General features: G+C 71.3%; 10 protein-coding genes and 1 pseudogene. 2 read left to right on the top strand and 9 right to left on the bottom strand.

The window, feature by feature from the left end; translation table 11 throughout:
* Window positions 1-89: 89 nt before the first annotated feature.
* The 4 genes from ACZ7L5_RS30270 to ACZ7L5_RS30285 form a co-directional block, all read right to left on the bottom strand.
* Window positions 90-1,265: a S1 family peptidase gene (locus ACZ7L5_RS30270; RefSeq protein WP_471520894.1), complete on the bottom strand. Its 1,176-nt coding sequence runs from the start codon at window positions 1,263-1,265 to the stop codon at window positions 90-92.
* A gap of 283 nt (window positions 1,266-1,548) precedes the next feature.
* Window positions 1,549-3,336: a LamG-like jellyroll fold domain-containing protein gene (locus ACZ7L5_RS30275; protein WP_471520525.1), complete on the bottom strand. Its 1,788-nt coding sequence runs from the start codon at window positions 3,334-3,336 to the stop codon at window positions 1,549-1,551.
* 348 nt (window positions 3,337-3,684) lie between these two features.
* On the bottom strand, window positions 3,685-4,323 hold the full coding sequence (locus ACZ7L5_RS30280) for an HAD family acid phosphatase (protein WP_471520527.1): 639 nt from the start codon (window positions 4,321-4,323) through the stop codon (window positions 3,685-3,687).
* A 374-nt stretch (window positions 4,324-4,697) separates the two neighbouring features.
* On the bottom strand, window positions 4,698-5,270 hold the full coding sequence (locus ACZ7L5_RS30285) for a hypothetical protein (protein WP_471520529.1): 573 nt from the start codon (window positions 5,268-5,270) through the stop codon (window positions 4,698-4,700).
* Between the two features lie 480 nt (window positions 5,271-5,750).
* On the opposite strand from ACZ7L5_RS30285, the gene ACZ7L5_RS30290 reads away from it, so the two are divergent.
* Complete coding sequence (locus ACZ7L5_RS30290; RefSeq protein ID WP_471520531.1) at window positions 5,751-6,773, top strand: Gfo/Idh/MocA family protein; 1,023 nt, start codon at window positions 5,751-5,753, stop codon at window positions 6,771-6,773.
* A 261-nt stretch (window positions 6,774-7,034) separates the two neighbouring features.
* Here ACZ7L5_RS30290 and ACZ7L5_RS30295 read toward each other — a convergent pair whose 3' ends face one another.
* From ACZ7L5_RS30295 to ACZ7L5_RS30310, 4 genes and pseudogenes are all read right to left on the bottom strand, one after another.
* The gene (locus ACZ7L5_RS30295) at window positions 7,035-7,781 is read right to left on the bottom strand and encodes a hypothetical protein (protein WP_471520533.1); all 747 of its coding nucleotides are present in this window, start codon (window positions 7,779-7,781) and stop codon (window positions 7,035-7,037) included.
* Between the two features lie 244 nt (window positions 7,782-8,025).
* Window positions 8,026-8,256, bottom strand: a pseudogene (locus ACZ7L5_RS30300) (hypothetical protein); the annotation flags it as partial.
* 138 nt (window positions 8,257-8,394) lie between these two features.
* Window positions 8,395-9,150 (bottom strand): LuxR C-terminal-related transcriptional regulator, encoded by a 756-nt coding sequence (locus ACZ7L5_RS30305; protein WP_471520534.1) that lies wholly within the window; start codon window positions 9,148-9,150, stop codon window positions 8,395-8,397.
* Window positions 9,147-10,271 (bottom strand): sensor histidine kinase, encoded by a 1,125-nt coding sequence (locus tag ACZ7L5_RS30310; protein WP_471520535.1) that lies wholly within the window; start codon window positions 10,269-10,271, stop codon window positions 9,147-9,149. The genes ACZ7L5_RS30305 and ACZ7L5_RS30310 overlap by 4 nt, the downstream gene beginning before the upstream one ends.
* Window positions 10,272-10,433: 162 nt before the next feature.
* On the opposite strand from ACZ7L5_RS30310, the gene ACZ7L5_RS30315 reads away from it, so the two are divergent.
* Entirely contained in the window at window positions 10,434-11,003 is a 570-nt protein-coding gene (locus ACZ7L5_RS30315; protein ID WP_471520536.1) for an RICIN domain-containing protein, read from the top strand.
* A gap of 275 nt (window positions 11,004-11,278) precedes the next feature.
* Here ACZ7L5_RS30315 and ACZ7L5_RS30320 read toward each other — a convergent pair whose 3' ends face one another.
* On the bottom strand, window positions 11,279-13,462 hold the full coding sequence (locus ACZ7L5_RS30320; protein ID WP_471520537.1) for a hypothetical protein: 2,184 nt from the start codon (window positions 13,460-13,462) through the stop codon (window positions 11,279-11,281).
* Window positions 13,463-13,899: the final 437 nt, after the last annotated feature.

Raw genomic sequence — 13,899 nt, forward strand, 5'->3', positions numbered from 1 at the left:
CACCAGGGCCGGTACGGCAAGGGCCGTCCACCGTAACCGGTGGACGGCCCCGCACCAGGTGCCTCAGATCAACTGCTCACTGGCTTGATTCATGTGTTGAGGGTGAGACCGTAGTGGGCCAGCGCGTCGTCCAGGGGCTGGAAGTACGACGAACCCGGCGAGTTCACACCGCCGTCGCACGACTGGCTGGACGGGCCGCCCGAGGTCATGCCCTGGGCCTGGGTGCCGGAGATGTAGGCGCCGCCGCTGTCGCCGCCCTCGGTGCACACCGAGGAACTGCCCAGGCCGGTGACGACCGTGTCGGGGCCGCCGTTCGCGTCGGAGTAGGTGACGGTGGCGTCGTAGGACTCGACCTTGCCGCAGGTCCACTGCGTGGTGCGGCCCGACTTGCAGAGGTCGGCACCGACGGGTGCCCGCTCGCTGCCCTCGACGGCGATCTTTCCGGCCTGGCCCCAGGTGCCGACCTCGGTGGCTATGGAGCTTCCCTCGTCGAGGGTGGCGATGCCCATGTCGACGCTGTCGGACCCGAGGGCGAAGCGGGTGTCCGTGCCCTGGGCGAAGCGCTGGCCCTCGTACTCCAGCACGGGCAGGTTCTCGATGCAGTGACCGGCGGTGACCAGGACCTGCTTGCCCGAGGAGTCCTGGGCGCCGTAACCCACCGAGCACAGGAAGCCGTCGAAGGTCATCTCGTCGCCCGGTGTGACGACGGCCTGGGTGCTCAGCTCCGGGGTGTCCCGCAGCACGCGGACGGCGTCGCCGTGGGACCGCGCGGCGTCGAGGAAGGACTTGGCCGCGGCACCGGCGGCGTCGTGCACCTTGACGACCACCTGGTCGGAAGCGAGGTCCACCGACCACGAGTTGACGCCCGCGGGCGTCTTCTTCAGTGCCAGGCCGTCCAGTTCGGCCTTGACGCGTTCCAGCGCCGCTCCGCCGTGTTCGGCCGAACGCGGCGTCAGACCGGCCTTCTCGATGCGCTGTCCGGCCCTCGCGTCGGCCGCGTTCACCACGAGCCGGCCCGACTTGTCGAAGAAGGCCCCGTCGGTTCCGGCTCCCTGCCGTTGGAGTCCGGCGAGTGCGTCCTGCTGCTCCGCCTGCCGGTCCAGTCGGTCGGCCGCCGCGTCCTCGCTCACGCCGAGGGAGGTGGCCAGGGCCTGGAGCATCGCACGGTCGTAGCCGGACGCGGTGTCCTGGGCCGCCTGGGCGGTGGGGAGGGCGGTGAGGGAGAGCAAGGTTCCCGTGGCCGCCGCCACGAGAGCGTTCCGGATGAATGCCAAGGTCGTTCCTTCCGTTGGCGGAACGCACGGCGGTCGAGGTGGGGGGTTGCGCGTCCGAAGGGGGACGGGCTGTGGGGGACCGTGCGTCCGGCGGCGTGGTGGGGGATCGGCCGCGGTTCGAAACTTTGACGCATTCCTGCCAACGCGGACAAGGGAGTTGGCGCGCCCGGAATTCAACAGAGTTGCGCCACAGTGTTGAACCGGCGTTGAAGCGGCATCGAACCGGCGTTGAACCGGCGCGGCGCCGGACGTGTGCGAAGTCCGGCCTCAGGCCTCAGGAGTTGGGCCGGGCCTTGGCCAGCGCCGCGACATCGGACGCGCCGAGCGCGCGGTCGTGGACGCGTACGTCGTCGATGCCGCCGTCAAAGACGTCCGACGGCTTGCCCTCCCACAGCCCGCGGCCCACGGTGAACGAGCCGCGGGCCGACCATGCGGGTGTGTGCTCGTCGGTCTCCTGATGCACGCCGTCCACGTAGAGGCGGATCTCGTCGTCGTCCGCGTCGAACACGGCCGTCAGATGCTGCCACTGGCCGACCTTGGGCGGGGCGAGCGACAGGGCGTCGCACTCGTCGTCCTCGGCCGAGTCGGAGTGCCCCACCGCCAGGCGCCACCGGTTGTCGTCCTTGCCGTACTGGAGGAAGAAGCCGCTGACGTTCTCGCCGTCCTGCCCCGCGACCGTCTGGAAGTCCGCGGTCGAGGTCAGGCGCGCCCAGGCGGACACGGTGAAGTCGCCCTTGGTGTCGGCCACGGCATCGTGCGACTCGACGTACCCCGTCCCGTCGAACTCCGCGGACCCCGCACGCTGCCCGCTGTGCCGCACACCCTTCACCGAACGGCCCTCGGGAGCACCGGGCTTGGTTCCGGGTCCCGCGAAGTCCCAGCGCAACGCGGCACCCGGCACCGACAGGGGGCCGACGCGGGGGGACGACGAAGGCGAGGGCGGCGGCTTGTCCGGCTCGTCCCGCGGGCGCTCGTCGCCGCGCGCCGCGTCCGTCTCGTCGGGGCCGCCCGACCCGGAGGCGGAGGGCTCGGCGCTGGGGACAGGGATGTCCGGGGGGCTGACGACGGTGGGCAGGGAGGTGACACGGGGACCCTCGTCGGTGCCGCCCTCGGGGACCGCCATCCATGCGGTCAGTGCGGACACTACGACCAGGGCGGAAGCACCGAGCAGGTACCGGCCTGTGCGCGACCGCGGCAGTCGACCGGTCACCTGGGGCAGGCCCGCGCGCTCCTGTGCGCGGGCCGCGGAACCCTCCGGCCGCCTGTCTCCCCGGTGGGCGCCGTCGCGGGATGTCCGTCCCTGGAGGTAGCCGGTGCCGTCCCACAGCAACAGCGCTTCGGCGAGCTGCTCTGGGCAGGAGTGGTCCCGCATCCGCCGCAGATCGCGCAGGGCGCGGGAGCAGGAGGGGCAGGACGCCAGGTGTTCGTCGAGCCCACCGGCGGCGGACGCGGCGGCGGCACGGTCGTGCTGTGCCTGCGCGGCGGTGAGCAGCAGCCTGGTGTACGGCCCGCACGCCGGTCCCGCCGTTTCCCCGAGCACCTCCGTGAAGGCGGTCTGCAGCCGGCGCTCCGCCGTGGCCGTCCACGGCAGGACCGCGCCGCGTGCCACTCCCAGATGCCGTGCAACGGCCGCCGGTTCGTCTCGTTCCACGGCGTTGTGCCACAGAGCCACCTGGATGCGGGCGGGCAGCCGGTAGAACGCGGTCACCAGTAGGGACGGCTCGTCCTCCACCGGGGAGGCGGTGTCGGACAGCCAGGCCAGCAACTCGCCGCCGAGGCGGTCGCGCCGCTCGTCCAGGGACCATTCGACGGCCGTGCGCAGTACGGCGCCGAGCACATGCGGGCGCCAGGCCGTCTCGTTGCCGTGGCTCAGGAACTCGCGCACGGCCGCCTCGCACGCGGCCGAGGCGAGGAACGTGGCGGCCTGTGGCGTGGCGGTGCACCGGGCCGCGTAGGCGAGCACCGCGTCCAGGTGACGCTCGGTCAGCTCCGACATGGCGGCGTCGGCCTCCCAGCCGGTCCGCGCCGCCCTGCGGGCCAGGGTGAGGTCGGAGACATCCACGTCGCTTCCCCTTCGCCTCCTGCCGACTGCCTGCACGCCGGAGCCTTTCGCTCCGGAAGTACTGGATCAAGGCGTGGCCGGCGACACGGCGGGCGGGTGACGGAGGCGGACGGTGCGGGCCGGGGCGGGCCGGGGCGGGCGGAGGACGGATCGCGGCTGCTCATCGCCGTGCGCCGGCCCCCGCCGCAGCCCTGGGATGTGACGGGCCAGGCTCCCAGGGGAGCCGGCGCACGGGCGAACTGTTCACTGTCTTGAGCGTTGCGCGTTCGGCATTCGCACGTTCGCGCGTCCGTGTCGCTCGGTGAGTCGCTTCGGTAGCTGCCGGAGCCGGAAGCTACTGGCCCGGCCTCACAGAAGCCGCCCGTTGTAGTCCGGGAGCTTGAAGGCGCGTTCGGCGTGACCGCCGGCGAGGTCACCCGGGGTGTTCCCTATGTTGGCGATGATCGTGTACCCCTTCGCCTCGATCGCCGCACGCTTCCCGGTCTTGTACTCGGTCACCGCGAAGAGGTCGAGGAGCTCGGTGAGATAGAGCCCGTCGACGGGATAGCCCGCCTTCTTCAGGTTCCATTCCGTGAGGTCTTCGACGATGCCGGGCCGGGCCGTGACGAAGAAGACGTCCACGCCCCGGGAGTCCGCGTAGCGGACCAGGTCCCGGACGGCGGCGACCGCGGGTGTGGGCTGCTTCCACACGGGGTGGAACTGCGTCTCCAGCGCGGTGTTGTCGATGTCGAGGACGATCGCCTGCTTCTCGGTCCCGGCCTCGGCGCTGCGGCTCTCGATCCACGGGCGTGCCTCGGCGACGACGGCCGCGACGTCGCTCTTCCAGGTGCCGTAGTCGACGCCGAGGGCGAAGGCGTCCCGGGCGGTGGTGGTCGCGGCGGGCGGGGCCGTCTCCGCCGCGGCGGCCGCCGTGGCCGGGACGGCAGCGAGGGCGAGGGCGGCGGTGAGTGCCGCGGCCCGGCGGGCGGTGGTGGCACGGACATCCATGGGGGGTCTCCCGGAGTGGTGGAAGCTGCCGACGGGGGGTGCGCCGTCCCACGCGGACGGGGCGTGGTGATGCCGCCCTGATGATGGAGGGCCGGCGACGCGCGTGCTACCGGCCGGTAGTAGCCCTTGCGCGGCACCGGCCGACCCGCACGGACCCGCCCGCCGGGCGCCGGACGCCGGCCCGGACACGTCACGCCGTGGTCACCGCGACCGTGAGAGAGCAATACGTCCCTCGCCGGACTCCGCCACCGCGGCCGCTGCGCCCCCCGAACTGCTCACTCGCGATGAGCGTTTCCCAACTGGCCGCGCGCACAGCCACGTTGGCGGTGGAACTCCCCCGGCTCGTGCGGGAGATCCAGATGCCCGGCCCGGGATCAGCTGACGCCGGTGAGCTTGTCGAGCTGGGCCTGAGCCACGTCCGGGGGCCGCTTGCCGTTGCCGGAGAAGTCGAAGCTGGTCGAGGAGACCGTGACGACGACGGACCCCTTGCGCACGGCGACGACGTTGACGGGCAGGGTGAGGCCGTCCTCCCCCACCTTCAGGACCCAGGCCGCGGCGTCGTCGCCCTCGTCGACGGGAACGGCCTTGAGGGACACGACCGGCATGGGGCAGTCCTGCCGGCCGGCGCCGTCGTACGAGCTCAGCGAGACGACCTCCATGTGCATGTCGGACATCGCGTCGAAGGTCTTGTCCAGGCCGTCCTCCAGCCCCTGGGCCTTCTCCGGCTTCTTGTTGCCCAGCTCGCCCATACCCCGCACTCCCACGGTCCCCGCGGCGGCGCGCGGTGTCCCCTGGGGCGTGGCGAGCATGCTGCCGGAGAGTGCCTGACAAGCGGGCTTGTCGGCCGCGAAGAACTTCTGGGCTTCGCTGTTGAAGACCCGCTCGGTCTCCTTCGAACTTCCCGGCGGGACCAGGAAGTCGGGTACGTCCGCGGCCTTGACGAGCATGCCCTTGAGGGCTGTGGCGTCCGGCGGCGGGGGAGCGCCGTCGCCGGCGCCTGCGGTGGGCCCGGAGCCGGTCGCCTCGGACTTCTTCTCCTGCGCCGCGTCGCTCGCGCCCGCTCCGTAGTCCGAGCCGCCGCACGACGTGACCAGCAGGGCCAGGGAGGCGGCGGAGGCGTCTCCTCGCGGCCTGTCCCCGATGAGGGCGTCACGCCGATTGCGGGTCCGGCAACACCCGGCCCTGAACCGGACACCGTCCCGGAAATCGTTGGCACATTTCTGTGTGTTTCCTCTGTTATGCCCACCGCTGAGAGGCGGGTGAATGCGCGGAAAGCCTGAGCGTTGCGCGTTCGTCTCGCGGGAGGCCGTGCCAGGCGGGCCGCCTGCAAGAAGCGGCAACGCTCGATAGCCTCTCTCCGGTGAGTTGGAGAGATGCGGGATTTAGTTTCATTGCCCTTTCCTAAATGTTGTTATCTGATGATGCGCATGAAGCTTCCCGCGCCCCGCACTCCGGACCCCCGTGACGCCCCCACGCAGAACTGGGGCGTCATCGCCCCGGGTTGGATCGCCGCCTCGTTCGTGGAGGCGCTGCAGACGCACACCGCTCAGAAGGTGGTGGCGGTCGGATCGACCGACGCCGCACGGGCCCGCGCCTTCGCCGACAGATTCGGCATCCCGGCCGCCTACGAGGGCTACGCGGCGCTGCTCGCCGACCCGGACGTCGACATCGTCTACATCGCGTCCCCGCACTCCGGGCACCACGCACAGGCCCTTCAGGCCATCGAGGCCGGCAAGCACGTCCTGGTCGAGAAGGCGTTCACCCGCAACGCCCGCGAGGCCGAGCAGGTGATCGAAGCCGCCCGGAAGCGGGGCGTGTTCTGCATGGAGGCGATGTGGACACGGTTCCTGCCGCACATCGACGTCGTCCGCCAGGTGCTCGACCTCGGCCTGCTCGGCGAGGTCCACACGGTCGTCGCCGACCACGGTCTCCCGACGGAGCCCAACCCGGCGCACCGCCACTACGCACCCGAACTCGCCGGCGGCGCCCTGCTCGACCTGGGCGTATACCCCGTCTACTTCGCGGCGATGGCCCTCGGCCCGTTCCGTACGGTACTCGCCGCGGGTACCACGACGTCCACCGGCGTCGACGGGCAGACCTCCCTCGTGGTCACCGACGAGGCCGGAGCGCACGGACTGCTGAACACCACGCTCTTCGCCCGCACCCCCACCACCGCCTCCATCTCCGGCACCCGCGCCCGCCTGGAGATCGACGGCCACTTCTACACACCCGCCGAGGTGCGCCTCATCGGCCCCGGTCACGAGCTTCTCGACACCTTCGTGCCCGGGCAGCTCGACGGCGGGCTGTGCTACGAGGCGGCCGAGGCAGCCCGCTGTGTCGCCGCCGGGCGACTGGAATCGGAGCTGATGCCGCTGGACGAGACACTGCGTCTGATGCACGTCCTCGACGGGGTCCGCCGAGACCTGGGCGTCGTCTACCCCGGCGAGTGACCGCCACCCGGCCGGGGCCCGACCGCGTGGAACGTCAGCCGCGGCCGATCTTCCTCGGGGGCGGACCGGCCGCCGCCGAGGACCACGCGCGCATCCGCTCCGGGGTCGTGCCAGATCCGGCGGTACAGCATCTGCCCACGGTTGCCTCACCCGGGCCCCACAGGGCGCCGTGCAACTTCCCCTGGATTTAGCCCCGTTCGCTCGGCAAGGGGCGCGACGGTCGAGAGGCGGTCGTGCGCGCGGGCGGCGGAGTCGACGACGTCAGGAACGCGGGCGGTTGAACCAGGCCGTGCCGGACGGGACGGTCATCGCTGCCGCCATGATGCCGCCGAAGACGACCCAGAGCAGGGACATCACGATGGCACCGCCCCCGCCGTCCGAGTTGATCAGGAGCACGATGCCGACGACGGCGCCCAGCACACCGTAGACGGCCGTGATGACGCGGACGCTCTGACCGCCGCGCGAGAACTTCACCCCGAGAACGATCGACAGCGCCGCGAGGAGGAAGAGGAACAGCGCGACGCCGATCATCAGGCCGGCACCCATGTTCCCGAGGTCGGAGAAGGGGTTGTCTCCGAACTTGGCCTCGCCCGCGTCGGACACCTTGCTGAACACCAGGGCGCCGATGACGGCGAGGCCGCCGATGATGATCTGCACGGCGGACACGATGTAGAGCAGGACGCGTGCGGTCATCATCAGACCCGGCATCGCCGGGGCAACGGAGACATGTGCCCGGTGGGCGGCGATCGGCGTGGGCTGCGCGTAACTTTGCTGCGGGACGCCGTAGTTCTGCGAGGGCAGCGCTGCGCCGAAGGCCTGGGGGTCAGGGGCGCCGTAGCCCTGCGGATTCTCTGGGGCGCCGTATCCCTGAGCGGCATGTGGTTGGGACGGCGCCGTGCCGTAGGGGTTCTGGTTCGGGTAGCCGTAGCCGTAGCCGTAGCCATGAGAGGCCGGTTCCTGAGACGGCGTCTGCGCGTAGGGGTTGTGGTTCGGGTCGCCGGAACTCATGGCGGGTCTCTCTCTGATGGCCGGAAGCGGTACGAAGCGCGACACGATGCGGAGGCGAACTCTCCGAGGAGGCCGGTTGGACGGCCCTGTCCCCGGCCGTGGGACGCACATGGTTCGTCGGTGCCGCCGCAATGTCCGACAACCGTCCGGGTGGCGCTGTCACGGACAACGGCCTGTCATGGCCGCGATCCGGGTCTGTGCGAACGTACGTGTGCGCGGATCACATGTGCCAGAGGCGGCGAGGCTAGTGCTCACCGGCCATGAACGTTGTGTCTGCGGCGAGTTGTGTCTGTGCCGTGTCGATCAGCCGGTCGACGAGCACGATGAGCACGTCCCGGCACGATCCGCGTTCGCGGGCGTCGCACAGCAGGACGGGCACTTCGTCCGGCAGGGCGAGGGACTCCCGCACGGCCTCGACCGGGTAAGGGTGCTCCCCGTGGGACCCGTTGACGGCGACGACGAAGGGCCGCCCACGGGCGCGGCAGGGACCGGTTCAAGCCAGAATGAGCGCTGCTCACCCCGTAGCTGACGATGTGTCAGTCCGAGGTGGGGAGGGACGGCAACCGCGCACCCATCATGAACACTTCGATCCCGATCTCACGGCCTGATGTCGTCACGTGCCCGCCGCCCACCCGTCCTCACGCACCCGCGCCGCCAGGTCGATCTTCGTGTATGTCGGCCGGCCGGCCTGCTGGTACTTCTCCTTGACGCGGTCCAGGTAGTACTTGGCGGTGTGCGGGCTGACGCCCGTGCGGCGGGCCGTGGCCTTGAGGGTGAGCCCGGAGGCGTACTCCAGCAGCACCTGGCGCTCCTTGGGGGACAGGTTCGGTCGCGCGGGACCGTCGTCGTGCACCCAGGAGAAGGCGAGTTCGGCCGAGTGCGCCGTGCCGCCCGCGGCGACCTCCCGGATGGCCGACACCAGGTCCGGCAGGTCGTGGTCCTTGGTGAGGTAGCCGTCCGCACCGGCCGCGACCGCGTCGACTATGCGTCGGCGGTCCGGGGCGTTGCTGATGATCAGCACCCGCGTGCCGGCCGACAGCAGCCGGCCGATGTTCCGCTCGGGCCGCGACCCGTCGCCGAGCAGCAGGTCCAGCAGAACGACGTCGTAGGGCAACACCCGTCGGCCGACGGAGGAATCGGCGGGTGCGGTTCCGGCCTCGGCCGCTGCCGTACCGGTCTGCGCGGCTGCCGCTGCCGCACCGGTCTGCGCGGCCGCCGCTGCCGCACTGGAATGTGCGGCCGCCGCGGCGAACAGGCCGTCCACCGTGCAGGCGGTTTCGGCCAGGCGTATCCCCGTCACCTTGTCCAGCCAGGCCCGCAGTCCGTCGAGCAGCATCCGGTCGTCGTCGACGACGGCCACGGTGATCACGCGGGCCACCGCAGGGCGATGCGCGTGCCCTCGCCGGGCGCGCTGTCCACCTCGACGGCGCCCCCGGCCTCACGCATCCGGGCGCGGACCGAGGAGGCGAGGCCGCGGTCCGCGGGGACGCTCAGCGGGTCGAAGCCCGGTCCGCGGTCGACGACGGACACCGAGAGCCCGCCCGGGTGGCCGCTGACCGTGACCCAGGCCCGGCGTGTACCGGCGTGCCGCAGCACGTTGTTCAGCGCCTCCGTCAGCGCACTGGCCAGCGCCGCGGCGGCGGGTCCGGGTATGTCCTGAAGGTTCTGGTACTGGGCCGTCACCCGCAGGCCCAGGCTCTCCGCCGAACGGACCGCTCGCTCCAGCGCCGCCGCGACCCCGGGGGCGTCGTCCTCCGAGGCGTGCCGCTGCACGAGCCGTCGCAGGTACGCCGCCTCCCGCGCACAGCGCTCCCGCACGGGCAGCGCGTCCGCGTCGGCCCGGCCGCTCGCGATGGCGGTGAGGGTCGCGAGGACGGTGTCGTGCAGGTCCCGGTGGTGGGCGATCCGCTCGGCGTACCGGGCGCGTTCCGCCTCCGCGCTGAGTGCCTGGGCGGTCGCCGTGTCGAGCAACTGGCCCTGGCGGCGCAGGTACCACCAGAAGACCCGCGCCAGCACCGCCGACCACACCAGGGCGTTGAGGTGCGCGGCGAGCACCGCCACATCGGCACCGGCCAGCGCGTAACCGACGGCATGGGTGGCCGTCAACGCGGCCACGGCGGCCCCCACGGCCGCGACCGGTACGAACGCGACGGCGCACACCGCGCTGGCCGAGCCGCCGAGCAGCATCGCCCAGGACAGACCCTGCGGCCCCTCGATGCCGCCCGCCAGCACCGCGAACGGCAGGGCGCAGCCGACCAGTACCGCGTCGACGCCGGGCGGCCAGGCGCCGAACCAGCCAAGGGTGCGCGCCCGGCCGAACACCAGCAGGCTGCTCGTCACGGCGACTCCCAGCCCCAGCCACGACACCGCACTGTCCCGCTGGTGCTGGACCACGGCCACGGCACCGGCCACCAGATGGCTGAGCCGGTACAGGCCCGTCGCCAGGACCATGAACGACCGGGCCCGGTGCAGCCCCGACCCCACGCTCATGGCACGTCCCCCCGCGCCCACACAACCCCCCTGAACCGGCGGTAAGACGAGGCGCCGGAGCGCCCGCTAGGTTCGGGCGTCGCGGCGCCGGTCACGACGAGACATCAGATCATCGCGGCGGGTCACGGCGCCGGTCGGATTCCGGGCAAAGAAGGAGGAACTGTGGCTCGAAGTGTGCGCTTCGGGGGAGTGGCGGCGGTATTCACCGCGCTGCTCGTCCTGCTGACCCCCCAGGCGGCCGTGGCGGCCGATCCGCCGGTCCGCTACACCGGCTGGATCACCAATGCCGCCATCTACGAGATGCGTGCCTCGTACTCGTGGCAGTGCATGGACGTGCGGGGCGAGTCGCAGAGTCCGGGCGCCGTCGTCCAGCGGTACGACTGCAAGGGCAAGTTGCACCAGCGCTTCTACTTCCAGCCCTCCGGCACCCCGGGCCTGTTCATGATCGGGGTCTACGGCAAGTACTGCGTCGGTGCACAGAACGCCTCGGTGGCCGACGGCACCCCGATGGTGATCGGCCACTGCCAGGGGCCGGGCCAGCACTTCCGCTGGGTCGACCAGGGCAACGGGCACTGGGAGATCGTGGAGGCCGCCAGCGGCAAGTGCCTGATGGACGGAGGGCGTCGGGAGGCGATCCGCCTGGGGACCTGCGGCAACATCGCCGAGCCGTACCCGAGTCTGTGGACGCCCCGCTACGACCGTCAGTACAACTACACCAGCGTGTGGGGCTGATGGCCCCGGACATCCCGGCGTCCCGAACGGACCGGTGAGCGAAGGCGCGGCGGGCCCGGGGGGACCCGCCGCGCCGACGCGTGGTGCGCACGCGCGCCTTGCGACAACGTAAGGAAATCTCCAGACCCGCCCGCAACAGGCCGTCCGGTGTGATGACGCTCGTGACCGGCTGCCGGACGATCTGTTCCCCCCGGCGCCCGGCGCCGGTCGCACCACCGCCCGTCCGACAGGCTCTGCGAGCGCGGCCCGTCAGTGACAGCCATGTGGGCATGTGGTCAGCGTGCGTTGACGACGCTGTACGTCCTCCCGTCCGGCAGGCCGGCGATCTTCACGCCGGTGGCGCCCAGCGCACGCCCCCACGGGCCGCGGACCGCGCCGAAACCGGCCCAGGTGCCGTCCTCGGAGCGGACCGTGTGCCACGCGTTGCCGTCCATGCCGACGGCGAGCAACTGCGCCGACCCGTCCGGCAGGCCGGTGAGCGCGACGCCCGTGGCGCGCATCGCGTCGTTCGGCGCCCACTGCGGGTTCGACCAGGGTGAGTAGCGCAGCATGTCGTCCCGGGTGGTGTGCCAGACCTTGCCGTCCTGGCCGATGGCCGCGATCTGGAGAGAGCGGTTCGGCAGGGCGGTGATCGAGAGGTCGCTGCCGGCGAAGGTAGCGGATCCGCCCACCCCGGGCACGTGCCGCCAGCCGGCGTCGTCCCAGCCTCCGTCGGCCCGGCGTTCCGTCAGCCGCATGGCGCCGTTCCCGTCGTAGGCGAGCACCATCAGAGAGTTGTCCGAGGTTCCGGTCACGGCCACGTCCCTGGCCTTGAAGACACCGCCGTCATTCCCGGCCGGCGCCGCCCAGCCCGTCCAGGAACCGTCCGGCAGACGCACCTGGTGCCGCAGGACACCGTCCTTGTCGACGGCCACCGCGTGCGTCTTGCCGTCGGGAGTGCCCGCCAGGGCGAGCGGTCCGCCGGTGAACCTCTTGTCCGTCTCGTCACTGTTGAGGCGCCGCCAGCCCTGCCACACCCCGTTCGGGCCCCGGACGTTGTGGTACATCCGCTTGTCGAGTCCGTGGGCGAGGTACTGGAGCGAACCATCGGGCAGTGCGGTCACCGCCTGCTCGCCGCCCGCGAACTCCGGTGACGTGTACGCCCCGGGCAGAGCGTGGGCGTCGCTCCAACTCCCGTCGGTTCGGCGCTCGGTGCCGACGAGTGTGCCGGGTGCCGTGGTCGGGGTGTTGTTGGCGATGACCGCCGCGTTGATGTCGCCGGAGCCGATCGGAGTGCCGTCCCTGCGCCTGCCGTCCATGTCGATCCAGTCGAGCTGTACGACGTTGGTGTTCTCGGCGATGAAGGACGGGCGCCAGGCACCTTCCAGCTTCTCCAGGAGCCTGATGTTGTGCTCGCGGGCCAGGTACAGCATGTACGGCAGACCGTCGGGCCTGTAGTCCATGCCGTGGGTGACGACCTTGATGGTCGCGTCGGGGACGGCGAGTGTGGAGTCGACGTTCCCGGAGAGCACGAAGAGCTTGGAGTCATCACCTATGTCGCTGGTCAGCACGTCGTGGTTGCGTCTCAGCGCGGTACGGCTGATCAGATCGAGAGCGGGGTCCGACGAGGTGGGGTTCGTGAGCCTTTCCTTGACGAGGGCGCCCCAGTCCTGGTTCTCGACATAGCTGTTGCGGCCCTCCATCCGGGAGCCGGCGGGCCACATCCACGGGTAGTCCGTACGGTTCCTGGTGTCGAGCAGGACGACGCTCGCGCCCGCCGCCCGGAACTGGTTGTACGTGGACGTGGGCGAGAGCTTGTTCCGGTCGGCCATCCGCGAGGTGCCGATCGTGTCGCCTAGGAGCCGCACGGCCTCCAGATGGTCCTCGGTGGCGGTGTCCCGCTCCGCCGAGTGGTCGGCGTCCGGCGGCACCGAGGTGCGCAGTTCGATCGTGACGATCTCCTCGGGGTGGTCGCGCATCCATGCGGCGATGTCGTTGATCTCGCCCTTCTGGCCGGTGGCGGGATCGTCGAAGAACAGGCCGCCCAACGGACCGCCGTGGTACGTGTACCACTTGCCGTTCTGCTTGCACAGCCGCAGGTCGAGGTAGCGCGAGCCGCCATCGAGCTGTTCCTTGATGGGTGTCTTCTGCGTGACCGAGACGGTGGCGGCGATCTGCGGGTGGTCCCTGGCCATGTCGGCCTGGCTCGCGGTGTCACAGACCCCGGTCTTGTCCGTGATGCTCCAGGAGCCCGCGTCGTGACTGCCCGGCATCACGATCTTGTTCAGTGGCCGGTCCCCGATGACGTCCCTGATCTGCCCCATCCACCGGGCCAGATCGAGGCTGTCGGGGTCGATCGCTCGATCGGCGGGAGCGGGAGCGGGAGCGGGGCCGGGGCCGGGTGCGGCGGTGGCCGTGCCGGGGAGACCGGTGACGGTCAGGCCGGCTGTGAGCGCGGCGAGCACGAGGGTCGTGGACATGCCACGACTTAAGGTGTGGTGAGTCATGTGTCAGCACAGTCCGTTCTGGGAGTCGCGCGCGTCCGAAGGGGCGTCACCAGGTCGGCTCCTGTCACGTGCTGAGAGCCGCTCACCGGCACAGGAAACCGACGCCGGCTGAACCTACGCATGTTCGTCCGGGCAGGACAGACACCGCTGCCCGGGCGGGAGCGGTGGAGCCGTCCCGGCTCGCCGGTTCGCCCTGAGGCGGGGCGGACCGCCAGCCTGTTGACGCAGGTCCCCGGCATCTTGACAAGGCTGTCGGCGGATTCCGGCAGGCTCGTGAAGGCGCGCAGAGTGCGCGCCGTGAGTGAGCGATTCGGTGCGCGCGGACACCGCCTCCCCGACGAACGGGCGTGTCCCATCTGGCCGTTCACCCTCACGACCCGACGCCCGCACGCCTCGCTTCCTTCAATGGT

This window comes from Streptomyces sp. NPDC107528 (genome assembly GCF_055639295.1).

Coding starts and splice junctions, on each gene's coding strand:
- ACZ7L5_RS30295 (WP_471520533.1), bottom strand. CDS start 7,781: ATGAGTTCCGGCGACCCGAACCACAACCCCTACGCGCAGACGCCGTCT.
- ACZ7L5_RS30310 (WP_471520535.1), bottom strand. CDS start 10,271: ATGAGCGTGGGGTCGGGGCTGCACCGGGCCCGGTCGTTCATGGTCCTG.
- ACZ7L5_RS30290 (WP_471520531.1), top strand. CDS start 5,751: ATGAAGCTTCCCGCGCCCCGCACTCCGGACCCCCGTGACGCCCCCACG.
- ACZ7L5_RS30320 (WP_471520537.1), bottom strand. CDS start 13,462: ATGTCCACGACCCTCGTGCTCGCCGCGCTCACAGCCGGCCTGACCGTC.
- ACZ7L5_RS30280 (WP_471520527.1), bottom strand. CDS start 4,323: ATGGATGTCCGTGCCACCACCGCCCGCCGGGCCGCGGCACTCACCGCC.
- ACZ7L5_RS30285 (WP_471520529.1), bottom strand. CDS start 5,270: ATGCTCGTCAAGGCCGCGGACGTACCCGACTTCCTGGTCCCGCCGGGA.